The sequence below is a fragment of the Streptomyces sp. NBC_01477 genome (assembly GCF_036227245.1).
Classification (GTDB): domain Bacteria; phylum Actinomycetota; class Actinomycetes; order Streptomycetales; family Streptomycetaceae; genus Actinacidiphila.
In genome coordinates this window covers 7571186-7597223 of sequence record NZ_CP109445.1, presented here as the reverse complement: position 1 = coordinate 7597223, position 26038 = coordinate 7571186, and the positions used below count along the sequence as shown (strand labels likewise).

At 73.9% G+C, this 26038-nt stretch carries 24 protein-coding genes and 1 pseudogene; 9 read left to right on the top strand and 16 right to left on the bottom strand.

Features of this window, described 5'->3' with window-relative positions:
• Positions 1-3 precede the first annotated feature (3 nt).
• The 4 genes from OHA86_RS32330 to OHA86_RS32315 all read right to left on the bottom strand — a co-directional run bounded on the left by OHA86_RS32330 (position 4) and on the right by OHA86_RS32315 (position 6507).
• On the bottom strand, positions 4-1587 hold the full coding sequence (locus OHA86_RS32330; RefSeq protein ID WP_329181054.1) for a VWA domain-containing protein: 1584 nt from the start codon (positions 1585-1587) through the stop codon (positions 4-6).
• The gene (locus OHA86_RS32325; RefSeq protein ID WP_329181052.1) at positions 1584-3002 is read right to left on the bottom strand and encodes a hypothetical protein; all 1419 of its coding nucleotides are present in this window, start codon (positions 3000-3002) and stop codon (positions 1584-1586) included. The genes OHA86_RS32330 and OHA86_RS32325 overlap by 4 nt, the downstream gene beginning before the upstream one ends.
• On the bottom strand, positions 2972-3475 hold the full coding sequence (locus OHA86_RS32320; protein WP_329181050.1) for a hypothetical protein: 504 nt from the start codon (positions 3473-3475) through the stop codon (positions 2972-2974). Before OHA86_RS32320 ends, OHA86_RS32325 begins: the two co-directional genes overlap by 31 nt.
• Before the next feature lie 362 nt (positions 3476-3837).
• Positions 3838-6507 carry a glycoside hydrolase family 3 C-terminal domain-containing protein gene (locus OHA86_RS32315; RefSeq protein ID WP_329181048.1) on the bottom strand — a complete coding sequence of 890 codons (2670 nt, stop codon included), beginning with the start codon at positions 6505-6507 and terminating at the stop codon, positions 3838-3840.
• Between the two features lie 411 nt (positions 6508-6918).
• On the opposite strand from OHA86_RS32315, the pseudogene OHA86_RS36180 reads away from it, so the two are divergent.
• From OHA86_RS36180 to OHA86_RS32305, 3 genes and pseudogenes are all read left to right on the top strand, one after another.
• Positions 6919-7404: pseudogene (locus OHA86_RS36180) on the top strand (discoidin domain-containing protein); the annotation flags it as partial.
• A 900-nt stretch (positions 7405-8304) separates the two neighbouring features.
• Positions 8305-9987 carry a galactose-binding domain-containing protein gene (locus OHA86_RS36175; RefSeq protein ID WP_443072036.1) on the top strand — a complete coding sequence of 561 codons (1683 nt, stop codon included), beginning with the start codon at positions 8305-8307 and terminating at the stop codon, positions 9985-9987.
• Positions 9988-10118: 131 nt separating this feature from the next.
• Complete coding sequence (locus tag OHA86_RS32305) at positions 10119-11171, top strand: LacI family DNA-binding transcriptional regulator (protein WP_329181045.1); 1053 nt, start codon at positions 10119-10121, stop codon at positions 11169-11171.
• Positions 11172-11252: 81 nt separating this feature from the next.
• Here OHA86_RS32305 and OHA86_RS32300 read toward each other — a convergent pair whose 3' ends face one another.
• From OHA86_RS32300 to OHA86_RS32285, 4 genes are all read right to left on the bottom strand, one after another.
• Positions 11253-11969 carry a 4'-phosphopantetheinyl transferase family protein gene (locus OHA86_RS32300; RefSeq protein WP_329181043.1) on the bottom strand — a complete coding sequence of 239 codons (717 nt, stop codon included), beginning with the start codon at positions 11967-11969 and terminating at the stop codon, positions 11253-11255.
• The gene (locus tag OHA86_RS32295) at positions 11966-12832 is read right to left on the bottom strand and encodes a metallophosphoesterase family protein (protein ID WP_329181041.1); all 867 of its coding nucleotides are present in this window, start codon (positions 12830-12832) and stop codon (positions 11966-11968) included. The genes OHA86_RS32300 and OHA86_RS32295 overlap by 4 nt, the downstream gene beginning before the upstream one ends.
• Before the next feature lie 157 nt (positions 12833-12989).
• Positions 12990-14180, bottom strand: coding sequence for an acetyl-CoA C-acyltransferase (locus OHA86_RS32290; RefSeq protein ID WP_329181039.1), 1191 nt, complete (start codon positions 14178-14180; stop codon positions 12990-12992).
• A gap of 458 nt (positions 14181-14638) precedes the next feature.
• Positions 14639-15067 (bottom strand): MarR family winged helix-turn-helix transcriptional regulator, encoded by a 429-nt coding sequence (locus tag OHA86_RS32285; RefSeq protein ID WP_329181037.1) that lies wholly within the window; start codon positions 15065-15067, stop codon positions 14639-14641.
• A gap of 60 nt (positions 15068-15127) precedes the next feature.
• Between OHA86_RS32285 and OHA86_RS32280 the strand changes: the two genes are divergently transcribed.
• Complete coding sequence (locus OHA86_RS32280; RefSeq protein WP_329181035.1) at positions 15128-15517, top strand: VOC family protein; 390 nt, start codon at positions 15128-15130, stop codon at positions 15515-15517.
• Between the two features lie 19 nt (positions 15518-15536).
• On the opposite strand, the gene OHA86_RS32275 is transcribed toward OHA86_RS32280, so the two are convergent.
• From OHA86_RS32275 to OHA86_RS32255, 5 genes are all read right to left on the bottom strand, one after another.
• The gene (locus OHA86_RS32275) at positions 15537-16223 is read right to left on the bottom strand and encodes an alpha/beta hydrolase (protein ID WP_329181033.1); all 687 of its coding nucleotides are present in this window, start codon (positions 16221-16223) and stop codon (positions 15537-15539) included.
• A gap of 149 nt (positions 16224-16372) precedes the next feature.
• Positions 16373-17248: an RNA polymerase sigma factor SigJ gene (gene sigJ, locus OHA86_RS32270; protein WP_329181031.1), complete on the bottom strand. Its 876-nt coding sequence runs from the start codon at positions 17246-17248 to the stop codon at positions 16373-16375.
• Positions 17249-17251: 3 nt separating this feature from the next.
• Complete coding sequence (locus OHA86_RS32265) at positions 17252-17662, bottom strand: RNA-binding S4 domain-containing protein (protein ID WP_329181029.1); 411 nt, start codon at positions 17660-17662, stop codon at positions 17252-17254.
• Between the two features lie 64 nt (positions 17663-17726).
• Positions 17727-18476, bottom strand: a complete 750-nt coding sequence (locus OHA86_RS32260) for an SDR family NAD(P)-dependent oxidoreductase (protein ID WP_329181026.1) — start codon at positions 18474-18476, stop codon at positions 17727-17729.
• Positions 18477-18557: 81 nt separating this feature from the next.
• Positions 18558-18725 carry a hypothetical protein gene (locus OHA86_RS32255; RefSeq protein ID WP_329181025.1) on the bottom strand — a complete coding sequence of 56 codons (168 nt, stop codon included), beginning with the start codon at positions 18723-18725 and terminating at the stop codon, positions 18558-18560.
• A 148-nt stretch (positions 18726-18873) separates the two neighbouring features.
• Between OHA86_RS32255 and OHA86_RS32250 the strand changes: the two genes are divergently transcribed.
• A complete protein-coding gene (locus OHA86_RS32250) occupies positions 18874-19761 on the top strand; it encodes a LysR family transcriptional regulator (RefSeq protein WP_329181023.1) in 888 nt (295 codons plus the stop codon).
• Positions 19762-20164: 403 nt separating this feature from the next.
• Here OHA86_RS32250 and OHA86_RS32245 read toward each other — a convergent pair whose 3' ends face one another.
• Complete coding sequence (locus OHA86_RS32245; RefSeq protein WP_329181021.1) at positions 20165-20548, bottom strand: hypothetical protein; 384 nt, start codon at positions 20546-20548, stop codon at positions 20165-20167.
• A gap of 119 nt (positions 20549-20667) precedes the next feature.
• On the opposite strand from OHA86_RS32245, the gene OHA86_RS32240 reads away from it, so the two are divergent.
• Both OHA86_RS32240 and OHA86_RS32235 read left to right on the top strand, forming a co-directional pair.
• Positions 20668-21081 (top strand): YchJ family protein, encoded by a 414-nt coding sequence (locus tag OHA86_RS32240; RefSeq protein ID WP_329181020.1) that lies wholly within the window; start codon positions 20668-20670, stop codon positions 21079-21081.
• Positions 21078-21953, top strand: coding sequence for a hypothetical protein (locus OHA86_RS32235; protein WP_329181018.1), 876 nt, complete (start codon positions 21078-21080; stop codon positions 21951-21953). Before OHA86_RS32240 ends, OHA86_RS32235 begins: the two co-directional genes overlap by 4 nt.
• Here OHA86_RS32235 and OHA86_RS32230 read toward each other — a convergent pair.
• A complete protein-coding gene (locus OHA86_RS32230) occupies positions 21840-23102 on the bottom strand; it encodes an MFS transporter (RefSeq protein WP_443072035.1) in 1263 nt (420 codons plus the stop codon). The two genes, OHA86_RS32235 and OHA86_RS32230, sit on opposite strands and share 114 nt — an antisense overlap.
• A 383-nt stretch (positions 23103-23485) precedes the next feature.
• Between OHA86_RS32230 and OHA86_RS32225 the strand changes: the two genes are divergently transcribed.
• Positions 23486-23659: a hypothetical protein gene (locus OHA86_RS32225; protein ID WP_329181014.1), complete on the top strand. Its 174-nt coding sequence runs from the start codon at positions 23486-23488 to the stop codon at positions 23657-23659.
• 144 nt (positions 23660-23803) lie between these two features.
• Here OHA86_RS32225 and OHA86_RS32220 read toward each other — a convergent pair whose 3' ends face one another.
• On the bottom strand, positions 23804-24475 hold the full coding sequence (locus OHA86_RS32220; RefSeq protein WP_329181012.1) for a FadR/GntR family transcriptional regulator: 672 nt from the start codon (positions 24473-24475) through the stop codon (positions 23804-23806).
• Between the two features lie 259 nt (positions 24476-24734).
• On the opposite strand from OHA86_RS32220, the gene OHA86_RS32215 reads away from it, so the two are divergent.
• Complete coding sequence (locus tag OHA86_RS32215; RefSeq protein ID WP_329181011.1) at positions 24735-26015, top strand: MFS transporter; 1281 nt, start codon at positions 24735-24737, stop codon at positions 26013-26015.
• Positions 26016-26038: the final 23 nt, after the last annotated feature.

The window sequence follows — 26038 nt, the reverse complement described above, 5'->3', positions numbered from 1 at the left end:
TTTCTAGGCGAGGAAGGTCTTGAGCTCGTGGACGAGCCTGCGGATATGACCGGAGAGCACCGGTGTGCCGAGGTCCTTGAAGCGCTCGCGGAACCACGGGTTGACGCTGCCGCGGCCGGAGCTGGTCACCGAGCCGACCGGGATGAATCTGGCGCCCGAGCGGTGAATGGCTGCCATGCTCGCGAACAGCGGCTCGGTCTGCCACTCGTAGAAGTCGGAGATCCACACCACGGCCGTGTTGCGCGGCTCGGCGATCTTCGGCTGCGCCAGCGCCATGGCCACGGTGCCGTCGGTGCCGCCGCCGAGATTGGTGCGCAGCAGCGTCTCGAAGGGGTCGTGCACCCACGGGGTGAGGTCGAGCGCGTGGGTGTCGTAGGCGATCAGATGCACATCGACCCTGGGCAGCCCGGCGAAGATCGACGCCAGGATGGTGCAGTTGACCATCGAGTCGACCATCGAGCCCGACTGGTCCACGACCACGATCAGCCGCTGCGGTGTCGTCCGGCGCGCGGTGTGGCGGTAGTAGAGCCGGTCGACGTAGAGCTTCTCCTCCTCCGGGCTCCAGTTGGTGAGGTTCTTCCAGATCGTGCGGTCCAGGTCCAGGTTGCGGAAGACCCGCTTGGGCGGGATCGAGCGGTCGAGCGGGCCGACGGTGGCCTTCTCCACCTGGGTGCGCAGCACCTCGGCGACCTCGTCCACGAACCGGCGGATCAGGGCCTTGGCATTGGCCAGCGCCACGCCCGACAGGTTGTTCTTGTCACGCAGCAGCTGTTCGATCAGCGACATGCTCGGGGTGAGCCGGGAGGCGAGCTTGGGGTCGGCGAGCACCTCGCGCAGGTGCATCCGCTTGACGAGGTCGGCCTCGATGGCGCCGAGTTCGGGTCCGATGGCCGGGATCAGCCGGCTCAGGTCCGGGTTCGTACGCCCGGCGCCCGAGCCGGTCGGGCCGACGCCGGGTCCGCCAGGGGCGCCCGCGCCGCTTCCCGTACCGCCGCCCGCCGGACGACCGCCGCGCAGTTCGCCCGGGCCGCAGCCCAGCGCGCGTTCCAGCCAGGCGGCGTCGGACTGCCAGCGGGACAGCTGACCGGCGGTGACGGTGCCGCTGCCGGTCGCGAAGACGTTGAGCAGCACCTTCGACACCAGCGCGGCACGGCGTACCTCGGCGGCGCGGTCCCGTCCCCCGCTGCCTCCGGCCTCGCTACCGCCGTGCGGCGCGGCCTCGGGGCCGGACGCGAGGTCGGCATCGGCATCGGCTTCAAGGTCGCCTTCCGACGCTGGCTCGGGCTCGGGCTCGGGCTCGGGCTCGGGCTCGGGCTCGGGCTCGGGCTCGGGCTCGGGCTCGGGCAGCATCAGGCGGTCGAATTCGGCGGCCAGTTCGGGGTGGCGCTGCACGACCGAGTCGACGGAGGCCTGCGGGTCGAGCAGCGCGGGCGGCAGCCCGATGTCCTCGACCACGGCCAGGCTCGCCGACTCCAGCGCGGGCTGCTCCTCCGGGTCGAAGAGCCGGGCGAGCAGCCGCCAGTACATGACCTGCCGTCGGTTGTCGTGGGAGAGCGCGGCGGCTTCCTCCGCGGTGGGTCCGGTCATTTCCGCAACAGCCTTCCGGCGCGCTCCCGCAGTACCGCCGCCGCGTCGGTGGCGGCCTTCTCGGCCTTGACCCCGGCCTTGTCCGCGGTGCCGCCCGCCCACGCCCCGGCCTGCACCGCGACGGGCTTCTTCCGTACGGTCGTCTCGACGGCCAGCGGCTGGACGCCGAACACCCCGGCGTCCCAGCGGAGCAGGCCGATGCAGGCGACCGACGCCGTGACGGCCTCGGGGGTGAGCGGTCCCGCGGACGGCACACGGTCGGTGTCGACGGCCAGCCGCTGCCCGGCGAGGGTGAAGGTCAGTCCTTCGTCGCCCTGCTCGGCGGCGTAGCCCTCCAGGAGGACGGGGACGGCGATACGCGCCGGGTGCCGGTCCAGAGGCGCGGTCGCCGGCCCGGTCGCGGTGGGCAGCGCCACCCGGGCGGTGCTGAACGCGTCGGCCGGCTCGCCCTGCCGCGCGTACTGGTCGCTCCAGAGCAGATCGCCCTCGGCGGTGACCGGCATGCCGACCAGGTCCATCGAACGGCCCTCGCTGACGGCGGCCAGCAGCGACATGTGCGGGCGCAGCAGCTGCCACAGGCCCGCTCCGACGACCGTGTCCGGCTTCGGCGCCGACACGCTCGCCCGCACCAGCAGCGGAGCCGCGCCGTCGGCGGGCTCGAACACCGCGTGCACCTGGGCCTGGACGGCGGTGGCGTGCTCCTGGAGGTCGACGCCGAGCGGCAGCAGCCGGCCGGTGGCCGTACCGGTGGCGGGCGCGCCCGCCGCGCCGGGCAGCGTCAGCAGCAGCCCGCGGGACCACAGGTCGCCCCAGCGGCGGGCCGGTACGCGTTCCAGCGCGGCGCCCGGGCAGGACGCGGCCAGTTCGGCGGCGAATCCGTCGAGCAGCGACGCGAGGCGGCGCAGGGCCGGGTCGGGAAGCATCGCGGAGACGATCTGCGAGGAGCCCGCGACCACGTCGTGGTCGATGCCCCGCCAGCCGCAGCGCGCCAGGTCGGACAGCCAGGAACGGGCCGCTGCCAGCACGTTCAGCGCCTGCTGCCCGCCGGCCGCCGGTGCTGTGGCGCCGCCGGCGGGTCTGCCGGTCGCCTCCTCGACGCGGGCCGTCAGGGCGTCGTGGACCGAGCCGAGCAGTGCGCTGCGGGCGGCGGCGAGGGCGACGAAGTGGTCCTCGCCCGCGGCGCCGGCCGCCGCCTTCTCGGCCGCCTCGGCGACCCTGGCGGCCAGCGGTGTCCCCGCGACGGCCGCGGCCAGCTCCGCCAGGCCCGCGGCCCGGGCGGGCTGCGGGCGCAGCAGGCCGGCGGCGAGGGCCTGGTCGAAGGCGTCGACGGCGGCCAGCGCCTCGTCCAGCCCGTCGATGCTCGCCGCGAGCAGGTCGGCGCGCATCACACCACCGCCCTGGTCGGCGGGAACCACTGCATCTCCGGCAGCGGGGCGGTGGTCGGGGCCAGCTCCAGATACGCCAGGTGGCGCAGGAAGCGGCTGAAGACGGGTGCGGCGGCCGCGGTGTCGCCCTGTGCCGGCCGGGCGCCGCCCATCTGCGCGACGAGCGACAGCACGCTCGGATCCGCGTCGGCGGTCTCGATCCGCAGGGCGCGGGCGACGCGCTCGGCGCCGTACTGCAGCACCGCCTCGCCGATCAGGGCGCGGATGTGGTTGCAGAAGTAGCCCCGCGCGCCGCCGCAGGGGCGGTTGTTGTTCGTGCTGCACGCGAACGCGAAGCTGCCGGCCGCGACCGACGAGACGTAGACCCGCTCGATGTCCGAGCCGCTGGACACCACGCCCTGCAGCCGCCCGTCGGCCAGTTCGACGAACGGGACCTTGGCGAGCCTGCGCGGGCGGGCGGGTGGTACCACCCGCACCGTGCTCGACCTCTCCCAGTCAGACAACGCGTCATCTCCTCTGCGCCCGGGGGATTTCCACGCCACGACGGCGGGACACCACTGAACATAGCGGCGGGCACTGACAACGCCGATCTTGAAAGGAGAGCCGGCCCGCGCACTGCTCGCGGGCCGGTGAAAGGGCCGACGCAGCGGCCGGTGAAGGGGCCGCCCGCGCGATCGGGCCGGCGGTGCCGCCGCCCCGGGAGCGGGCGCCGGACGCCGTCCCCGCGGGGGCGCCCCCCGTGGTCAGGGACGGGGGACGCCCGGTCCCGGGGGTGCGGCCCAGCGGGGTCGGCGAGCGGTGGAACGGGCGCCGGGCGGTGCCGGCGGGTCAGAGGTCGAGCGGGGCCGGAGGGCCCGGGGGGTGGTCAGAGGTCCAGCGGACCGGAGAGCGGTTGCCGGGCGGCGGACGGGCCGGCGTGCAGGGTGTACGGGCCGGGGCGCGGCACCCAGCCGCCGGCCGCCGGCGACCAGCGCTGGAAGGCGCGCGGCTCGATCCGCACCTCGGCCACCGCGGCCTCGCCCGGGGCCGCGTGCACGGCGGCGTAGCCGGCCAGCCTCGGACTGCCGTCGTCGTGGTCGTCGGGGCCGGTGGTCAGATACACCTGGACGACCTCGCGGCCGGCCCGCGCACCGGTGTTGCGCACCGTCACCAGGGCCACGGCCCCCTGCCCCGACGGCCCGGCGGCGCCGGTGCCGTCGGCGGCCGGCTCCGGGCGCACGGTCAGCGAGTCGTACGCCCACGTGGTGTAGCCGAGGCCGTGGCCGAACCAGTACGCGGGTGTCGCGCCCGCCCGGCGCCAGGCGCGGTGCCCGAGGTAGGGGCCCTCGGCGTAGTCCAGCACCCCGGCGTCCGGGGCGGTCGCGGGCAGCGGGGCGCCCCGGGTGCCGGCGGCCCAGGTGGTGGGGAGCCGGCCGCCGGGTTCCGCGCGGCCGAACAGCACATCGGCCAGGCCGTGTCCTGCTTCCTGCCCGGGGAACCAGCACAGCAGCACCGCGGGAGCGCTCTCCCGCCAGGGGAGTTCGACCGGCCCGCCGGAGTTGACGATCACCACCGTGCGCGGGTTGGCCGCGGTGACCGCGGCCACCAGTTCGTCCTGGCGGCCGGGCAGTGCCAGCGACGGGCGGTCGAAGCCCTCGCTCTCGATCTCGTCGGTGGTGCCCACCACCACGACGGCGGCGTCGGCGGCGCGGGCGCACGCGACGGCCTCGGCGATCGCCTCGTCCTCGTCGGGCCGCGGCGGGTCGGCGGCCAGGGCGACGGCCAGCCCCTGGTCCGGGGCGAGTTCGCGGGTGGCGACCAGATGCAGCGGCTCGCCGGGGGTGACCTTGCGGGCGGCGGTGCGGAAGGACGGCGCCACGTGCACATAGGTCGGGTCGTCGGACTCGGCGACCACATGGGTGTCGATCAGCGGCTCGCCGTCCGCGTGCAGGGTGACCGCGCCCAGGCCCACCACGGCGAAGCGCCACTCCCCCGGCGTCGCGGGGGTGACCAGGGCGCTGACTTCGACGGTGGCGGCGGTGCGGGCGAGTTCCGGGGCGTCGCCAGGTTCCAGGATCCGCCCGCTGAGCCGGTGCTCGGCGCAGATCTCGCGGCCGTCGGCGGCCAGATAGCGGACCAGCACGCCGGGTTCGCCGGTGCGCGGGTCGCGGGAGTTGCCGGGGTGCAGCGGGGTCGGGCGGGTGGCGAGGTTCACGCCCTCGGCGTACACGATCTCGGTGCCGGTCCCGGAGAGCGCTTCCCCGATGCCCTCCAGCGGTGACACGACCGCCTCGGGGAAGACCCCGGCGCTGCCGCCGCCCTGCACCCGGGCCGAGGCCGCGTTCGGCCCGATGACGGCGAGCCGGGTGAGCCGGCGGGGCGCCCCGGCCGTACCGGCGCCGGCGTCCGGGCCCGCGCCGGCACCCGCGTCCACCGTGCCGCCGATGTCCGCGCCGGGCAGCCCCCCGGCTGTACCGTCCGGCGCGGAGTCCGTTGCCGCGCCGGACGGTCCCGGCGCGGGCGCTGGGGTCAGGGGCAGCAGCCCGCCCTCGTTGCGCAGCAGCACACAGCCGGCCGACACCGCGCGCCGCAGCAGCCCGTGCGGGTCGCGGGGCGCGGGTGCGGGGCGCGGCGGCAGGACGCCGTCCAGCGCGCCGACCCGGGCGGCCAGCCGCAGGATGCGCCGTACCTTCGCGTCGATCGCGGCCTGCGGCACCCGGCCCTCGCGCACCGCCGCCAGCAGCGGTTCGCCCCACAGCGGGTGCGGCCCCGGCATCGCCAGGTCCTGCGGCGCCAGCGCGGCGGTCTCGGTGCTGCGGGTGGCGCCCCAGTCGGAGACGACCACGCCGTCGAAGCCCCAGGAGCCCTTCAACGGCTCGGCCAGCAGAGGGCTTTCCGACATCGTGACGCCGTTGACCCGGTTGTAGGCGGACATCACCACCCACACCCCGGCCTGCACCGCGGCCTCGAAGGGCGCCAGGTAGACCTCGTGCAGGGTGCGTTCGTCGACGCGGGCGTCGAGGGTGAGCCGGTCGGTCTCCGAGTCGTTGGCGACGTAGTGCTTGGCGGTGGCGGCGACCCCGCCGGCCTGGACGCCGCGGATGTAGGCGGCGGCGGTGCGGCCGGTCAGCAGCGGGTCCTCCGCGTAGCACTCGAAGTGCCGTCCCGCGGCGGGGGTGCGGTGCAGGTTGAGCGTGGGGGCCAGCATGATGTGGATCCGCTTGCGGCGGGCCTCGGCGGCGAGCAGGCCGCCGAGTCGGGTGACCAGGTCGTCGTCCCAGGCGGCGGCGAGCGCGGTCGCGGACGGCAGGACGAGCGCGGTGTCGCGTTCGTCCCACCTCTCGCCGCGTACGCCGGCCGGGCCGTCGGAGACGCCCATCGCGCGCAGGCCGACCGCGGGTTCCGGCTGGGTGCGGAAGGTGCTCGCGCCGGACAGCAGCCGTATCCTGGCGGGCAGGTCGAGCCGGGCGACGAGGGCGTCGATCTCCGCGTCGCTGATCGAGGGCGCGGCGGCGGACTGCGGGGCGGACACGGACCCGGGGGCGATCATGGTCATCCCTTCATGGCCTCCTGTGGGCGCCGCCCGCGGCGTGACGGCCCATCGGCAGGAAGGCCGCGGTGAGCGGCAGGCTGAGACGAGCGTCGCGGAAGGACGGGGACAACAGCTGGGAGAGCGCTCTCCCGATACTCCGTACACTCGCCTGCCACCCGTCCGCGTGTCAAGTCCCAACGCCCCCCGACTGCCCGGAAAGCGGCCTTCCGGACGGCACATTCCGTGACATCGCGGCCAACGGCCCCGGCAGGCGGCGATCGTTCGCGTCCGATCTCTTGACACCCCGGAAACCCAGCGGCAACCATCAGGGCCACTGAGAGAGCGCTCTCCCACCCTGTCCTCGCAGCTCCACCCCACCCCCGGGAGCCGCTCTCTCCGCTCTCCCCCTCCCACCCCCCACCGTTGGAGCCCGCCATGAGAGCGTCACCCTCGGCACGCCTGCGACCAGGAGCCCTTCCTCCTTCACTGCGCGCCGCCTTCCTGCTGCTGCTGGCCGTGGGCCTCGCGGTCTACGCACTGGCAGGCCCCACTACTTCCGCGCACGCCGCCGACACCCTGCTCTCCCAGGGCAAGCCCGCGACGACGTCCTCCACCGAGGGCGCCGGCTACCCCGCCGGCGCGGCCGTCGACGGCAGCACCACCACCCGCTGGGCCAGCGCCTGGGCCGACCCGCAGTGGCTGCAGGTCGATCTCGGCGCCACCTCCACGGTCAGCAAGGTCGTGCTGAACTGGGAGAATCCCGCGTCCGCGTTCCAGATCCAGGTGTCGGACGACGCCTCGCACTGGACACAGATCTACTCCACGACGACCGGTACCGGCGGCACCCAGACGCTGACGGTCAGCGGCTCCGGCCGCTATGTGCGGATGTACGGCACCGCCCGCGCGAACGGCTACGGCTACTCGCTGTGGGAGTTCCAGGTCTACGGCACCGCGGGCACCGGCGGCACGGGCGGCACCACGACAGGCGGTGGCGACGGCGGCGCGAACGGCGGCAGCACCGGCACCCCGCCGCCCGGCGACTGGACGACCGTGTGGAGCGACGACTTCAACGGCGCCGCGGGCACCTCGCCCAACGCGGCCGACTGGATCACCGACACCGGCACCGCCTACCCCGGCGGCCCCGCGGCCTGGGGCACGGGCGAGGTCGACACGGCCACCAACTCCCCCGCGAACGTGGGCCTCGACGGCGGCGGCCACCTCAACCTGACCGCGCTCAAGTCGGGTACGGCGTGGACGTCCGGCCGGATCGAGACCAAGCGCACCGACTTCACCGCGCCGGCCGGCGGCCGGCTGCAGATCTCCGCGACCCTCAAGCAGCCCTCCGTCGCCAAGGCGCTCGGCTACTGGCCGTCCTTCCGGGCGATGGGCGCCGCCTACCGGGGCAACACCGGTTCCTGGCCGGCGGTCGGCGAGAGCGACATCATGGAGGACGTCAACGGGCGCAGCCAGCTGTCGGCGACCCTGCACTGCGGGACCGCGCCCGGCGGCAACTGCTCCGAGTACAACGGCCTGACCAGCGGTCTGGCCACGTGCACGGCCTGCCAGAGCGGCTACCACACCTACTCGGAGATCATCGACCGCACCACCTCCGACGAGCAGATCCGCTGGTATCTCGACGGCACCCAGGTGTGGCAGGTCAACGAGTCGCAGGTGGGCGTGTCCACCTGGAACGCGGCCGTGCACCACGGGGTCTACGTCGACTTCAGCCTGCGGATCGGCGGTTCGTACCCGGACGCGGTCTGCGGCTGCACCTCGCCGGCGGCCGACACCACGTCGGGCGGTGCGCTGAGCATCGACAACGTGACGGTCTCGCAGACGACGGGCAACGCCCCGGCCCCGCTGACCGATCCGCCGGTGCCGACCGCGCCGAGCAGCGTGCACGTCACCGGCAGCCAGGGCAACTGGCAGCTGACGGTGGACGGCAAGCCGTGGCAGGTCAAGGGCATGACGTGGGGTCCGGCCAACACCACGGCCGACTCGCACATGCGGGACCTGAAGTCGATGGGCATCAACACGCTGCGCACCTGGGGCACCGACGCGGGCAGCAAACCGCTGCTGGACGCGGCGGCGGCGTACGGGCTGAAGGTCGTCAACGGCTTCTGGCTCAACCAGGGCGCGGACTACGTCAACGACACGGCGTACAAGACGAACACGCTCAATGACATCAAGAACTGGGTGACCACCTACAAGAACCATCCGGGTGTGCTGATGTGGGACGTCGGCAACGAGGTCATCCTGACCACCCAGGACCACTACTCGGGTGCGGCGATCGAGCAGCAGCGGATCGCGTACGCGCAGTACGTGGAGCAGGTGGTGCAGGCGATCCACGCGATCGACCCGAACCACCCGGTGACGTCGACCGACGCGTGGACCGGTGCGTGGCCGTACTACAAGCAGTACACGCCCTCGCTCGACCTCTACGCGGTCAACTCCTACGGCGCTGCGTGCAATGTGAAGCAGGACTGGATCAGCGGCGGTTACAGCAAGCCGTACATCGTGACCGAGTCCGGTGAGGCCGGCGAGTGGGAGGTGCCCAACGACGCCAACGGGGTGCCGACGGAGCCGACCGACGTGCAGAAGCGCGACGCCTATGTGTCGGCGTGGAACTGCATCGTCGGGCACACCGGGGTCGGCCTCGGGGCGACGATGTTCCACTACGGCGACGAGAACGACTTCGGCGGTGTGTGGTTCAACGTCCGTCCCAGCGGCTGGAAGCGGCTGACGTACTACTCGGTGGCCAAGGACTACGGCGGTACGCCGCAGGCCAACACCCCGCCGGTGATCAGCTCGATGACGGTCGCGAACAGCGGTGCGGTACCGGCCGGCGGGCAGTTCACGGTGTCGGCGACGGCGACCGATCCGAACGGCGATCCGCTCAGGTACCAGTTGATGTACACGTCGAAGTACGTGGACAACGGCACCGGGCTGCACCAGGTGGACTTCACGCAGACCGGGAACGGGCAGTTCACCGCGACCGCGCCGAAGACCCTCGGGGTGTGGAAGGTCTACGTCTACGCCTACGACGGGCACGGCAACGTCGGGATCGAGACCAAGTCCTTCCGGGTGGTCCCCCCGCAGGTGGGCGGCACGAATGTGGCGCTCGGCAAGCCGACGACGGCGTCGTCGTACCAGACCGACCCGACGGGCGGCTGCCCGTGCACGCCGGGCAACGCGACGGACGGCAACATGAGCACCCGGTGGGCGAGCGACTGGAGCGATCCGCAGTGGATCCAGGTCGACCTCGGCGCGAGTACCGCGGTCAAGCACATCCAGTTGGCGTGGGAGTCCGCCTACGGCAAGGCGTACCAGGTGCAGTTGTCGAACGACGGCACCAACTGGACCAATGTCTACTCGACCACGACCGGAACGGGCGGCGTCGACACCTTCGACGTCAGCGGCTCCGGGCGCTACGTACGGGTGACGATCGGGCAGCGCGGGACGGCGTACGGCGATTCGCTGTACGAGTTCGGGGTCTACGCGTGAACGGCCGGCCCGGATGAGACCGGGGCGGGGCGCGGCAGGCCTGTGGGGGGCTGCCGTACCCCGCCCCATCCGTGCTGTGGCCTGCGCCGGAACCCGGAGAGCGCTCTCCCGGTCATGGTATAACTGCACGCATGACGAGCAGCCGTCCGGCGGGGCCACGCCAGCCCACTCTGGAAGACGTCGCCCGGTCCGCCGGAGTGTCACGGGCGACGGTGTCGCGGGTGGTCAACGGGACGCGGAATGTGGACCCGGAGATCCAGCGGATCGTCCAGGAGGCGGTGGCGGCCACCGGTTATGTGCCCAACCGGGCGGCCAGGACACTGGTCACCCGGCGCACCGACTCGGTGGCCCTGGTGTTCTCGGTGCCGGCCCACCGCACGGCCGACGACCCCTTCCTCGGCCAGGTGTTCAGCGACCCGTTCTTCGGGCGGGTGGTCGGCGGTCTGCTGGCGGTGCTGCGCCCGCGCGGGGTGCATCCGGTGCTGATGCTCGCCGACTCCGAGGACGCCCGGCACACCCTGGTCGCCAATCTGCGCCAGGAGCACATCGACGGGGTGGCGCTGGTGTCGATAGCGCCGGGCGACTCGCTGCCGTTCCTGCTGACCGAGGCGGGGCTGCCGACGGTGCTGTTCGCGCGCCCGTCGACGGCCATCCCGATCAGCTATGTGGACGTGGCGCAGCAGGCGGGGGCGAAGCTGGCCGCGGAGCGGCTGCTGGCCCGCGGGTGCCGGCGGATCACCACGATCGCCGGGCCGTTCGACTCGCCGGCCGGGCAGGACCGGCTGGCGGGCTTCCGGGAGGCGATGGCCGAGCACGGCCACGCGTACGTGCCCAGCGTGGAGGGCAGTTTCACGCAGGTCGGCGGCGAGCGGGCGATGCGGGAGCTGCTGGAGCGCTTTCCCGACACCGACGGGGTGTTCGTCGCCAACGACCTGATGGCGCAGGGCGCGCTGCTGGTGCTGCGGGACCACGGGCGCCGGGTGCCGGAGGACGTCGCGGTGATCGGCTTCGACGACAGCAGCGCGGCGCTGGCGTCCCGGCCGCTGCTGACCACCATCAGGCAGCCGGTGGAGGACATGGCGGCGGAGATGGCGAAGCTGCTGATGGCGCTGATCGACGATTCGTCGCAGGACACCCGGTCGGTGATCTTCAAGACGACGCTGGTGCTGCGGGACTCGGCCTGAGCGGTACGGGCGCCGCGCGGCTTACTCCTGATCCACGGGGGCCGGGCCGGTGCGCCCGGCACCGCGGCCAGGCGGGCGCGGTCAGTCGGTGCGGGCGGGGGCGGCCGGCACGGCGATGGCGGCGGCCAGCAGGCCGTCGCGGACGATCCAGCGGCCGGTGAAGATGTCGGGTCCTGTGCCCTCGGCGAGCAGCGGCCCGGGGATGAGCAGCCGCGCGGTGTAGCTCCCGCGGTCGGGCGCGGCGGGATCGGGCGTGTCGGGGTCGGCGGTGAACAGGAGTTCCGCCTCGTGGAAGCCGAGCATCCGGTGGTGGTAGGGATACCAGGCCTTGTAGACGGTCTCCTTGGCGCTGAACAGCAGCCGGTCCCAGTGCGTCCGGGGAGCGCTCTCCATGAGCGCGGTGAGCGCGGCGCGTTCGGCGTCGGTGGCGACGATGGCGTCCAGGACTCCCTCGGGCAGCCGGTCATGGGGTTCCGCGTCGATGCCGAGGGTGAGGAGGTCGCTGGTACGGGCGACGGCGGCGGCGCGGTAGCCCTCGCAGTGGGTGATGCTGCCGACGACCCCGTCGGGCCAGAGCGGGGCGCCACGCTTGGCGTCACGCAGTACGGGGCCGGGCGGGGCGCCGAGGCGGGCGAGGGCGTCACGGGCGCAGGCGCGCCCCGCGGTGTATTCGCGCTGCCGTTTGACGACGGCCCGGGCGACGGCGGCGGTCTCCTCGGGGTGCAGCGGCACATGGTCGAGTTCGTCGCCGTAGGCGGCACGGGTGAACGCGCCGGGCGGCAGCAGGTGTTCGATCACCGGTGGACCGCCTGCCGCGGGCCGGACAGGATCCGGCGGGGTCCTGACGGTCCCGCGGCGCGGCTGCCCCACTCGCGGGGGTAGCCGAGCGAGACCTCGGTGAAGCGGACGCCGTCGCGCCAGATGATCCGCGGGATGTGGAGGTGGCCGTATACGACTTCGGTGGCGCGGAAGCGGGTGTGCCACTGCTCGGTGAGTTCGGTGCCGCACCACAGGGCGAACTCGGGATAGTGCAGGATCTCGGTCGGCTCGCGGTGCAGCGGCCAGTGGTTGGCCAGCACGGTGGGCAGGGCGGGATCGAGCGCTTCGAGGCGGCGGGCGGTCTCGGCGACCCTGGCGCGGCACCAGTCGTCGCGGCCGGGCAGCGGGTCGGGGTGCAGGAACATCTCGTCGGTGCAGACGATGCCTGCCGCGCGGGCCTGGGAGAGCGCTTCCTCCTTGGTACGGGCGCCGGGTGTGCCGTCGCGCCAGGTGTAGTCGTACAGCAGGAACATCGGGACGACGGCGACCGGGCCGCGCGGGCCCTCCCACAGCGGGTAGGGGTCCTCGGGGGTGATCACGCCGAGCCGGCGGGCCTCGTCGACCAGGTGGCGGTAGCGGGCTTCGCCGCGGAGCTGGACCGGGTCGTCGGGCGGTGTCCACAGTTCATGGTTGCCGGGCAGCCAGATGACGGTGGAGAAGCGCTGCTTGAGGGTGCTCAGCGCCCATGTGATGTCGGTGGAGCGCTCCGCTACGTCTCCGGCGACGAGCAGCCAGTCGTCGTCGTGCTCCGGCCGTAGTTCCTCGACGATCTGCCGGTTGGCCTGGTATCCGACGTGCAGGTCGCTGATCGCGAGCAGGTGTGCTCCGTCAGGGCCGGTCATGGCGACTCCGCCCGTCGTGGTGTCGGCAACAGGACGCCACCGATTGTCCCAGACGGTCACCCCGCGGCCAAGCCCCTACGGGTCGTCAGAGATCAGCCGCGGTGTGTGCGGGTGCGGTCGGTGGTGTTCGGCGAGGGTCGGCCGGGGGCGGCCGGGGTCAGTCGCGGTCGATCAGGACGGCGCTGCCCTGGCCGACGCCGACACACATGGTGGCCAGGCCGCGGCGGGCGCCGGTGCGCTGCATGCGGTGCAGGAGGGTGGTGAGGATACGGGCGCCGGACGCGCCGAGCGGGTGGCCCAGGGCGATGGCGCCGCCGTCGGGGTTGACCAGGTCCGGGTCGATGGCGAGTTCGCGGACGGCGGCCAGTGCCTGGGCGGCGAAGGCCTCGTTGAATTCGGCGGCGTCGATGGTGTCGACCTTGCGGCCGAGGCGGGCCAGGGCGCGGCGGGTCGCGGGGACCGGGCCGATGCCCATGAGGTCGGGGGGGACCCCGGCGCTGGCGCCCGCGGCGTAGCGGCCGAGGGATTCCAGGCCGAGGTCGCGCAGGGCGGTTTCGCTGACCAGCAGCAGGGCGGCGGCGCCGTCGTTCATGGGCGAGGAATTGCCGGCGGTGACGGTGCCGCCGTCCCGGAAGACCGGGGCGAGGCCGGCCAGCCGCTCCGCGGTGGTGTCCTCGCGGATGCTCTCGTCGCGGGTGACCGTGACGTCGTCGGGGCGGGTGACGGGCAGGATCTCGGCGTCGAAGCGGCCGGCCGCGCGGGCGGCGGCGGCGTTGCGGTGCGAGCGCAGCGCGAAGGCGTCCTGGTCGGTGCGGCTGATCCGGTAGGCCGCCGCGACCTCCTCGGCGGTCTCGCCCATCGGGAGCACGCCGTGCAGGTCGCGCATGCGGGGATTGGTCAGCCGCCAGCCGAGCCGGGTGTCGTACGTCTGGAGCGTGCGCGGCAGGGCCTCGTCGGGGCGGGGCAGGACGAAGGGGGCGCGGCTCATCGACTCGGAGCCGCCGGCCAGCACGATGTCGGCCTCACCGGCGGCGATCGTACGGGCGGCGGTGGTGACGGCTTCCATGCCGGAGGCGCACAGCCGGTTCACCGTGGCGCCGGGCACGGCGTCGGGGAGCCCGGCGAGCAGTGCCGCCATGCGGGCGACATTGCGGTTGTCCTCGCCAGCCTGGTTGGCGGCGCCCCAGTACACGTCGTCGATCCTGCCCGGATCGAGCGAGGGCGTGTCCGCGAGGAGGCCGCGGATGACGGTGGCGGCGAGGTCGTCGGGCCGGACGCCGGCGAGGGCTCCGCGGAGGCGGCCGATCGGGGTGCGGCGGGCCGCGGCGAAGTGGACTACGGGGGTCATCCCCTTAAACTAGCAGCGCTAACTTTCCTGGTCGACCGCCACCACGGCCGAACGTGCCCCCGGGGGCGCGGGGTGTGCGGTGCCTCCGCGTAAGGGGGTGCGCCCCGGGGGCGGTGGGGAACTGCGCGAGCAACCACCCACCGGCCGGTGGTCCGGAGCGGACCGAAACAGCCCCTCCGGGCCGGTGACGACCCGCGCGCCAGTGGGGGCTGGCCGCGCCGTTCCCCGCACCCCTGGGACGGTGGCGGTGCGTCGCCACACGACGGTCACGGCGGGTTGCTCGCGCCGTTCACCGCGCCCCTGGGCCGCACCCCCTGCCGCAAAGGGGGCCGCACCACCCCCGTATCCCGGGCAAGGGCACCCCCTGCCGCAAGGGGAGCCGCACCACCCCCGTAGGCCGGGGAAGGGCGCCCCCCGCCGCGGCGGGAACGCCTCGGGCCCGCGCCGGCGGAGCACGTTCAGAAGATCCTGCGGAGCAACTCGTGGAGAGTCGCCCGTTCGGCAGGAGTGAGAGGCGCCAGCAAGCCGGCCTGAATGGCCTCGGCCTCGACGATGAGCGAGGAGAGGGCGGCGCGCCCGTCCGGCGTCAGGCAGACCCGCAGGCGGCGCCGGTCGACCGGGTCGCGGGTGCGGGTGACATGTCCCGCACCCGCGAGGTCGTCGAGGACCTTCACGATGTCGCTGGGGTCGATGGCGAGCCGCTCGGCCAGGTCCCGCTGCGAGTGCGGGCCGAAATCGGCGAGGGCGGCGAGCACCGCCATGTGCCACAGCCGCAGGCCCCGCGCCGACAGCTCGGCGGCGAGCCGGCCGCGGGCGTCCTTACCGGTCCTGGACAGCAGATACGTCGTCAGGGCGGTGAGTGTCGGCGGGATCGTCAGCTCGTCCATGGCAAGTATTATAGGGTTGCACCCATAGTAGGTTTGCACCCACTAATAGAGAGCTTTCCGATGGACGCACTCCACCCCCGCCTGCTGGCCGGCGACTTCACCGCCGCCTTCCGTTTCTACGACGCCGTGCTGCCGGAGCTGATCGGCGCGAAGCTCGCCCGCGGCACGGCGGACGGCCCGTACGCGAGCTGGGACGTCGGCGCCGAAGGCGCCCTCGCGCTGATCGAGCGGGGCGCGATGGCCGCGCTGACCGGGAGCGCGGCGGCCGGCGGCGACCGGGGGATGCTGGTCAGCCGGGTGGCGGACGTGGCCGCCGGGTACGAGCTGTGCCTGCGGCACGGCGGGCAGCCGGTCGCCGGACCCGCCGCCCGGCCCGAGTGGGGGCCGACGATGCGTACCGCCCACGTCAGGGACCCGGACGGCAACTTGTGGGAGTTGCAGTCGTATTGAGGCGCGTACCGGAAGCGGATCACGCGAGGCCGATGAGCTGCCGGGCCGTGCCGGCGGGGTCGACGATCTGGTGCAGGTGCGCGCCGGGCAGGTGTGCCACCCGCCAGCCGCGTTCGCGCGCCTCGGCGGCAAGGTCGTCGTACGGAGGGCCGAACAGCAGGTAGGAGCAGGGATGGTCGTCCCAGCCGTCGGGGACCGGAATGCACTGCTCGTAGTAGGACAGGGGCAGCGTGGGCTGCTCCTCGACGACCGTCCGGCGCACGGTCGGGTCGGAGAACATCGGTGCGACGTCCGCCTCGTCCCACCAGTCGGTCCAGCGCGGCAGTACGCCGTTCACGGCCATCGGGCGGAGGAACTCCAGCAACTCGGCTGAGGCGACAGGGGTCGGCCCGGTCCGGGCGGGCACCGCGGCGTCGACGAAGACCGAGCCGGCCACCGGGTGGTCGAGGCCCGCGCGGATCGCCGGAAGGAACAGGCCCGCGTTGCTGTGTGCCACCAGGACGACGGGGCTGCCGGCCGGGACCTGCCGGAGGCCGTCGCGCACAGCGCCGGCGATACGGGGCCAGAAGGGCGGGGCGCCGGCGCCGATGTGCAGCAGGGACGGCACCCGTACGCGGTATCCCGCCGTCGCCAGGTGTTCGGCCACGGGGTGCCAGGTCGAGGGGCCTACGGACGGGCTGTGCACGAGAACGAAGGTCGGCTGCATGTGACGATCCTGTCGTCCGCGCCGTCCGAGCCGCGACGGTCTCGGCTGACAGCGGAACGACGGGATGCGAAAGGGTCCGTCCTCCGCCGCAGGAATGCCTCGTCCCACCCACGCGCTGACGGTGGCTTCGCGGCGGACCGCGACAGGCCCTACCGCCGGTCCGGGAGGCGGGTGAGCTTGTCGGGGTTGAGGACGGCGAAGACGGCGTGGATGACGCCGTCCCTGATGCCGAGCAGGGTGATCTGCTCGTGGCCGTCGACGGAGAGCAGCAGGGCGGGCCGGCCGTTGGCCTCGGTCAGGCGGGTTTCGCCGAAGGGGTAGCGGCTGACCAGGCCGAGGACGAAGGCGATGACGTGGTCCCGGCCGGTGACCGGGCGCAGGGCGGCGCGGGCGCGTCCGCCGCCGTCGTTCCAGGCGACGACGTCCTCGCTGAGCATGCCGGTCAGCGCGTCGAGGTCGCCGCCGCGGGCGGCGTCGAGGAAGCGGGTGAGCAGCCGTGAGTGGTCCTCGTCCGAGGGCCGGAAGCGGTCGCCGCGGGCGGCGGCCAGCCGGGTCGCGGCCCGGTGGTGCAGCTGGCGGCAGTTGGCGGCGGTGCCGCCGACGATCCGGGCGATGTCGTCGTAGGGCATCTCGAAGGCTTCGCGCAGCACGAAGGCGGCCCGCTCGGGCGGGGTGAGCTGCTCCATGAGGTGCAAAGTGGCGTACGAGAGGGTGTCGCGCAGCTCCGCCGTGTCCAGCGGGCCGAGTTCGCCGGCGTCGACGGGTTCCGGCAGCCAGGGGCCGACGTACGCCTCACGGGTGACGCGGGCCGAGCGGAGCTGGTCCAGGGCGAGCCGGGAGACCACGGTGAGCAGGTAGGCGCGCGGTTCGCGGACCTCGTCGCGGTCGGCGCGGGTCCAGCGCAGATACGCCTCCTGCACGACGTCCTCGGCGTCCCACATGCTGCCGAGCAGCCGGTAGGCCAGGCCGAGCAGCAGCGCCCGGTGCTGCTCGAAGACCGGCGCGTCGGCGGTGACGGCGGCCACGGGTCACCCTCCGGGACGGGCGGAGCCGTGCAGCCGCAGCCTCTCCAGCTCGCGCCGGTCGCGCTTGGTGGGGCGGCCGGTGCCGCGGTCGCGTACGCCCAGGGCGAGGACGTCCTCGCGCGGCGGCGGGGGCGGGCTGTTGTCCACGAAGCAGTCGGCGGCGACGGCCGCGCCGACGCGCTTGTTCAGCAGCTTGGAGACCACGACGATCCGCTCGCGTCCGGCGTGGTGCAGCCGTACCTCGTCGCCCGGCTTGATCGCCTGCGCGGGCTTGACCCGCTCCCCGTTGACCCGGACGTGCCCGGCCCGGCACGCGGCGGCGGCGAGCGACCGGGACCTGGTGAGCCGTACGCACCAGATCCAGCTGTCGACCCGTACGCTCCCCGCGGGCCCTTCCTGCGCAGCAGCTGCCATGCCCCCGAGCCTAACCCGGCGGGCGGTGGCCGCACAGGGTGGTTTTCCCCCGTCCCGGGCGCCGTCAGCGGCCCAGCGCCGCCCCGCCGTTGACGTGCAGGATCTGGGCCGTGGTGTACGCGGCGGCGGGCGCGGCCAGATACTGCACGGCCGCGGCGATCTCGGCGGGGCGGCCCGGCTGCCCCGTGAGGGTCTGGGCGACCCGGGAGGCGACGAAATCCGGGGTGGCGCGGTCGCCGAAGAATTCGGTGCCGCCGACGAAGCCGGGTGCCACCGCGTTGACGGTGATGCCGTCGCCGCCGACCCGCTGGGCCAGTTCGAAGGTGTAGGCGTGCACGGCGGCCTTGGACCCGCCGTATGAGCCGGGGCCGCGCAGGGCCGCGATGGACGACATGTGCACGATACGGCCGCCGGGCCGGCGTACGTGCGGCAGCAGCGCCTCGGTGAGCAGGACCGCGGTCAGGACGTTGGCGTGGAAATTGCGCAGGTAGCCGTCGGCGATGCTTTCGAGGCTGCCGTCGTGGGCGGCGGCGACATTGCCGCCGGCGTTGGTGACCAGGACGTCGACCTGTCCGCCCGCGGCAATGTACGCCGCCGCGTCGCGCACCTGCGCGGGGTCGGCGAGGTCGGCGGCGAAGTGGTCGACCAGGCCTTCGCCGTGGGTGCCGTTCAGTTCCCCGGCCGCGGTGCGCAGGACGTCCTCGCGGCGGCCGAGGACGGTGACGTGCTCGCCGTCCGCGGCGAAGGCCGCCGCGACGGCCCTGCCGATACCGGTGCCGCCGCCCGACACCACGACGCGACGCTGTTCTGCCACGGTCCCACTCCCCTACGTCGTTCCGTCATGTGAACTACGGTCACATACGGGTATGACGCTAGGCAGCACGGGCCGGTCGTGTCAACCGCCGGAGACCGCCCCGGGTTCGCCGGTGAACCGGACGTTCTCGATCCTGACCGTCCGCATCACCCATGCGTTCGCCGAACGGGCGCGGTCGCGCGGGTCCTGGCCGGGGCCGGAGCGGTACGGGGTGTCGACGACCTCGGCGCGGCCGTGCAGCTCGCGCACCGCGTCCCGCGGGCGCGGGCGGCAAGGGCGCGGCCGTCGGTGAGGTACGTGCCCCGACCCCGCGGGGCATGGGGCGAAGGGACCAAGATCGGTCCGCTCGGCGTTCGTTACGTACGATTTAACGCACGGGTACGACAGGAGGCCTGCGGTGGAGCGGTACGAGATCGAGGCGTTCCTGACGCTCGCCCAGGAACTGCACTTCGGGCGCACCGCGGTGCGGCTGCGGGTGACGACCGCGCGGGTCAGCCAGGTGATCGGGAAGCTGGAGCGGCGGGTCGGCGCGCCGCTGTTCGAACGCACCAGCCGCAGTGTGATGCTCACGCCGATCGGCGCGCGGCTGCACGACGACCTGCGGCCGGCCTTCGAACGCCTGGAGGGCGCGCTGGCGACGGCGGTCGCCGCGGGGCGCGGGGTGACGGGGGAGCTGCGGGTCGGCTTCGTCGGCGCCGCGGCCGGGCAGCTGCTGGTGCAGGCCACCGACCGGTTCGCCGCACGGCACCCCGAGTGCGAGGTGCGGATCCACGAGGTGCAGATGGGCGAGGCGCTGGACCGGCTGCGGGCCGACCGGCTCGACGTGCTCATCGCCTGCCTGCCGCTGTCGGGGCCCGACCTGGCCAACGGTCCCGTGCTGCTGTCGGAGCCGCGGCTGCTCGCGGTGCCGGCGGAGCACGCGTTCGCGCGGCGCACGGCGGTCTCGGTGGAGGACCTGGCCCGTACGGAGCTGCTGCGGGCGCCGTGCTCGCTGCCGGACCACTGGCGCGAGCCGGGCTCGCCCCGCGTCACGCCCGCCGGACGGCCGATACCGGTCGGGCGGTCGGCCGCGACCCTCCAGGAGACCCTGACGCTGGTGGGGGCGGGCCTCGGCGTCTTCCCCGTCGGCGCGCACGCCGCCCGGTTCCACGCGCGGTCCGACGTGGCTTTCGTGCCGTTCCACGACACGCCGCCGCTGGAGTGGGGGCCGGTGTGGCGGGCGTCCCGGGCCAATGCGCGGGTGCGCGCCTTCACCGAGGCGGTACGCCCTGCCGGGCCGGCCTGAACCCATCCCCTGCGGGGCTTGCCGAGTCCTCGACGGTTGCGCTGAGCGCTTACGTGCTCGCGTCCCCCAGGGGGTGCCACTTGCGGTGGCCCGCCGCCTGAACCGCCGTCCCGGCCGGGCGCGCAGCTCCCCGCGTCCCCAGGGGGTGCCACTTGCGGTGGGCCGCCGCCTGAACCGGCGTCCCGGTCGGGCGCGCAGCTCCCCGCGCCCCTGGGTGAGTGCCACTTGCGGAGGCCGATCGCACTCGCGGCACACCGTGGTTGCCCGCGCAGTTCCCCGCGCCCCCAAAGGGTGCCCTCTGAGGGGAGGGGGCGGCCTTCGAAGGCGCGGGGAACTGCGCGGCGGGGCAGCTCACCGCGGGGCGGGACGCCGCGGGGCGGGACGCCGCGTCGGGAGAGACGGATCAGCGGTTTTCCAGGCGGAAGCCGGCTTCTTGCTCCTGGTCGCCCGAAGCCGTGCCGATGACCGTGACGGCGAAGGATTCCGCCAGGCCCTGGCGGAGGCGGTCGACCGCGCGGTAGCCGCCCTGGGCGGTGAGGGTGACCGGGTCGATGAGCCGGGGTGCCCCGCCCGGCTCCGCCAGGGTGCGGGACACGTCGAAGGTCGCGGACCAGACGATCGGGCCGCCACCCGGCGCCTCCCCTGGGGCGTCCTCGGCGGCGCGGTCACCCGTGAAGCTGGCGCGCAGCACGTCGAGCACAGTGCCGGCGTCCTCCTTGGCGCAGCTGTCGAGGGTGACGGTGACCTGGGCCGAAGGTTCTGCGGGCTGCTCGGGTGCCGTACTCACGGGTGGTGTCCTTCCGTCGCGCGGGGATGCCGCTGTCCGGTCCTGCGCATTTCCGGTGAGGCGCGGACGAAACACCCGTTGCTGCGGATGGCGCAGCGTTCGTCCGCGACAATCGGAGCATGTCCGCCCGCCCCGCGCCCAAGCCCGCCCCCTGCCCCTGCGGCCTGCCCGCCGCGTATGCCGACTGCTGCGGTGCGCTGCACCGCGGACAGGCCACGGCCGCGACAGCCGAGCAGTTGATGCGCTCGCGCTACAGCGCCTTCGCCGTACGCGACGCCGGCTATCTGCTGCGCAGCTGGCACTCCTCGACCAGGCCGCGGGAGGTGGCCTTCGACCCGGAGGTGCGCTGGACCGGTCTGGACATCCTCGGGGGCACCGGTGGCAGCGCCTTCCACGCGGAGGGGACGGTGGAATTCCGCGCCCATTACCGCGGCATGGGTGCGCAGGGCGACCAGCACGAGGACAGCCGCTTCGTGCGGGAGGACGGCCGGTGGGTCTACGTCGGCGAGGTCGGGCGGCGGCCCGGCCGGTGACGGCGGGGTCCGAGCAGGACCTGGATCCCGCGGTACGGGACGCGCTCGCCGCGGACCTGCTGGCCGCGCTGCACGGCGCCTGCCCCGGCTCGACGGCGGAGCTGCGCGGGTCGCTCGCGACGGGCACCGCGGACCGTTACAGCGACATCGACATCGCCTGGGAGGTGCCCGCCGCGGATTTCGGGCGCTGCGTGGAGAGGGTGCGGCGCACCCTGGGCAGGGTCGGCCCGCTGATCTCGCTGCGCTCCGACCCGGAGTACGCCGACGCGCCGGGCCACCGGCTGGTCTTCGCCGCATTCCGCGGGCTGCCGCTGTTCTGGCGGCTGGATCTCGACGTGCGCGCGGACCGGCGCGACGAGGCGTCGGCGCCGGCGGCCTCGGCGGCCGACCCGTGGTCGCCGGCGGCGAGCGCGCTGGCCAACGCGGTGGCGGTGGTGAAGGCCGTACGCAGGGGCCGGCCCGACACCGCCCGGGGGCTGCTGGAGCGCGGCCTGCTCCGGATCGGCGCCGAGCCGCTGGCGACCGGCCACTGGCTCACCGACCTGAAGCGGCTCACTGCCGCGGCGACGGCGGTGGAGCCCCGGCAAGGGCCCCTGGCGGCGTCAGTGGACGCGCTGGCCGCCGGCCTGCTGCCGGACCAGGAGCCCGGCGTTCGGACCGGCGTGGAGGGCGGAGGCGACACCGAGCGCTGTGCGCCCGGCGTCGTGACAGCCGACCAGGGGCGCCCGAAAAGCCGCGCAGGGGGACACGTGGCGGCGTCAGGCGATCGGGCGGCGGGAGTCGTAGGAGACGAAGCCGCGCTGGAAAAGCGCGATCAGCGTGATCGCGGCAATGCAGGCGAGGCCGCCGCCGACCACCGCGGCGGTCGGTGAGAAGAGGTCGGCGGCGCTGCCGGCGAGGAAGTCGCCGAGGCGGGGGCCGCCGACGACGACCACCAGGAAAACGCCCTGGAGCCGGCCGCGCATGTCGTCGGGGGCGGCGGACTGGAGCATGGTGTTGCGGAAGACCATGCTGACGGTGTCGGCGCAGCCGGCGAGCGCGAGGAAGCACAGGCCGAGCCAGAGGTCGCGGGTCAGGCCGAAGACGGCGATCGCGGCCCCCCAGGAGGCCACCGCGACGAGCACCGCGAGGCCCTGGCGGCGTACGCGGCCGAGCCAGCCGGAGAAGACGCTGCCGAACAGGGCGCCCACCGCGGGCGCGGCGGCCAGCAGGCCGACCGTACTGGTGTCGCCGCCGAACCACAGTCCGGCCACCGCGGGGAAGAGCACCCGGGGCTGGGCCAGCACCATGGCCGCGAGGTCGGAGACGAAGGTGGTCCGCAGGTTGGGCCGGGCGGCCAGATAGCGCAGGCCCTCGATGACCGAGGGCCGCCGCCTGGCGGCGCCGTCGCCCTCCCCCGGCAGCATCGACGGCAGCCGCCACATCGCGTAGAGCGACGCGCTGAAGGCGGCGGCGTCGATCAGGTAGGCGGCCTGGTAGCCCCACAGGCCGACGAAGACACCGCCGAGCATGGGTCCCGCCATCTGCCCGACGCCGCCGGCCAGCGAGGCCAGCGCATTCGCGGCGGGCAGCTGGTCCGCGGGCAGCAGCCTGGGGATCATCGAGGAGCGGGCCGGGGAGTTCATGGCGAAGCAGACCGCCTGCAGGGCGACGATCGCGTAGAGCACACCGACCGACCGGACGTGCGCGATGGCGACGGCGGCGAGCGCCGCGGACAGTACGGTGGCGCCGGTCGCCGTCACCAGGCCGAGCCTGCGGCGGTCGACGGCGTCGGCGACGGCCCCGCCGTAGAGCCCGAAGACGACCAGCGGCACCAGGGAGCACAGGCCGACCAGGCCGACGTAGAAGCTGGAGCCGGTGATCGCGTAGACCTGGAGTGCGACGGCCATCGCGGTCATCTGCTGGCCGATGTAGGACACGGTGTTGCCGAACCAGAGCCGGCGGAAATCCGCGTGGTCGCGCAAGGGGCCGATATCGGCGAGCAGCCGGTTTTTGCGCACGGGAGGCGCCGGGTCGGGTATCGCTGACCCGGATGGCCCAGTCCGGTTCTTGCTGTCCTTCTCACTCTTGAGCACGGGAAACGGTAGCAATCGTGCCCGGTCCCGCGGCGGCCGGGTCGCTTCCGTGCGGGGGTACGGACGGCGTTGGACAGTTGAACACGGAGCAAATCCGGCTGGTGGCAGTGAGGCTGGCGGGAATAAGCTGTGCCGGACGATCAGGCTCCAGGGGATGTACCGGCCCCTCGGTCCCGTCCCGGAACGCGTCGCCACCTCGGCCACATTCCGGCTATCGCACAGGCGCCACCGCGTCCGCACCGCCCGATGTTTGGAATCCAGCCGGGCGCCCGGCGCAAGGCCACGGCCTGTAGGGCGCATCCGGTCGACGCGACGCTAAGGAGTGCGCGGTGTCACGAGATCAGCTCAAGCGCAAAGAGAAAACGGCGGAGCACAGCGGCAAGACCGTGACGCTCCTGGAGGACGAGGGCCCGCTGGACACCTGGTCCCGGTGTGCTCCGATCCGCCTGGCGGGATACGAGGACGACCTGTCCGAGACGCACATCCTGCGCAGTATCGACTAGAGCCCGCCCGGCGCGGCCTGGCGGGCACGCCGGGCCGGCAGGGTGATCCGATCGCCGCCGGGCGGGAACGGCCACCGCCGTTTCCCGCCCGGCGGCGGTTCCGCACCCGATGGGCGCCGAAGCTCCCCGCCCCGGGTCCGCGCGTCAGGTGAAGGCCTTCTTCATCGCTGTCAGATGCGCGCGGCTGAATTCCGCCGCCGCCCGCGTGTCCCGCTCGGCGATCGCCTGCACGAGCGCGGCGTGTTCCGCGTGGTCGGCCTCGGGAGAGGCGACGGGGCGGATCCTCAGCATGTCGAGCATCACCCGGCGCATCCGCGGCACGAAGCCGTCGAAAAGCTCGACAAGGACGTCGTTGTGGGCCGAGACGACCACGGCCCGGTGCAGGGCCATGTCGGCGTCGACGTAAGGCTCCACCGTGTCGCCGTGGGCCAGCCGTTCGGCCAGGGCGCGGCGGATGGCGCGCAGGTCGGCGGGGGTGCGCCGCTCGGCGGCCAGGGCGGCGGCCTCGGACTCGATCGCGATCCTGGCCTCGATGACCGACACGATGGACGCCCGCCGCAGCACGGCGTCCCATTCCTCCACGGCATCGAGCGCGGTGACGAAGACGCCCGCGCCCTGCCGGGGGTCGAGGACGCCCTTGCCCGCGAGTTCGCGGATCGCCTCGCGCAGCGTGGAGCGGCCGACGCCGAGTTCGGCGGCGAGTGTCGTCTCGCCGGGCAGCTTGTGCCCCAGCGGCCACTCGCCGGACCGGACGCGCTCCAGCAGGATGTCCGCGGTCTGCACGGCCAGCGGGTGGCGCTGTACGGGCGATGGCATCGGCGACTCCTCCACTTGTCTGAGTGGTAAGCCAGCATAGCCCCCCGCCGCGGCGCCGACGCATTCCTGCTCACACCTCAGCTTGTCTGAGGAGTCAATCCGTTCTACGGTGACGTTGCCCCCGGCCGGGACCGCGCCCCAACCGCGGCAGCGCCGCCGTGCGCACCGGCCGGGACCGGGCATTCCCGCGGCCGGACACCGCCCCGGGGCACCGCCCGCACCACCCCGGGCACCCGTCGTCGTGAAGGAAGACCGGCCCATGAACCTCAGTACCGCCCCAGCCGTCGGCGCCCCGCCGCGCCGCCAACGCGCCGAACTGTGGGCGCTGGTGGCGACCCACGGGATGAACGACTTCCAGACAGGAGCCGTCGCCGCGCTGCTGCCCTACCTCGTCTCGGAACAGCACTACGACTACGCAGCCGTGGCCGGCATCACCCTCGCGGCGAACTCGCTGTCGAGCGTCGCCCAGCCGCTGTTCGGCTATCTCAGCGACCGCTTCTCGCTGCGCCCGCTGATCCTGATCGGCCTGCTCGTCGCCGCGGCCGGCGTCTGCGTCAGCGGACTGACCGCGTCCTCGTACTGGACCACCTGGGCCGTCGTCGCCGTCTCCGGCATCGGTGTCGCCGCCTACCACCCGCCCGCGACGATCGCGGCGCGGGAGGCCGGCGGCGGATCCAACCGCGCCATGAGCGTGTTCTCCGTCGGCGGGAACGTCGGCGTCGCCCTCGCCCCGCTGGCGGTGGGCGCCACCGTGGGCGTCCTCGGCCTGCGCGCCACTCCCCTGCTGGCCGTCCCGACCCTCGTCGTCGCGGCCGTCCACCTCGCCGTGCACCGCAGGCCGGAGGCGCCCGCCGGGCACCACCCGGCCGCGACGCCTCGCAGCGCCCCGGCCGCCTCCGCCCTGCCCGACGACTGGCGGCGCTTCAGCTGGCTGCTGGTGGTCGTCTCCTTCTGGTCCGTCGCCTACGTGGGCACCCTGTCGTTCATCTCGCTCTACTCGATCCAGCGCTTCGACGCCTCCAAGGCGGCGGCCTCGATCGCGCTGACCGTCCTCGCGGCGGCCGGGGCCGTCGGAACGCTCGGCGGCGGCTGGCTCGCCGACCGCTTCGGCCGGCTGCGTACCATCGCGGCCGGATACTTCCTCGCGGCGCTGTCGGTCCTCGCGATCGTGGCGGCCCCGAACACCGCGGTCGTCATCTGCGCCACCGGCCTGTTCGGCTGCGCGATGTTCCTGCCGTTCGCCCCGCAGATCACGCTCTCCCACGCCTACCTGCCGCAGCACATCGGCACCGCGAGCGGCGTCACGCTGGGGCTGGCCCTCTCGCTCGGCGGCTTCCTCACCCCCGCCCTCGGCGCGTTCGCCGACGACACGACGATCCGCACCGTCTTCGTCCTGCTCGGCGCCCTCCTGGCGGCCGGCTTCCTCTGCTCCCTCTTCCTGCGCGAACGCGGTGACCACGAGGCCGGGGCCGTGCCGGTGCAGACGGTCGCGCAAGCGGACGGCTCCGCCGAGGACACGCTGACCGGGCGGCAGAACTGACCCCGCCTGGCCGCGGTGCCGGG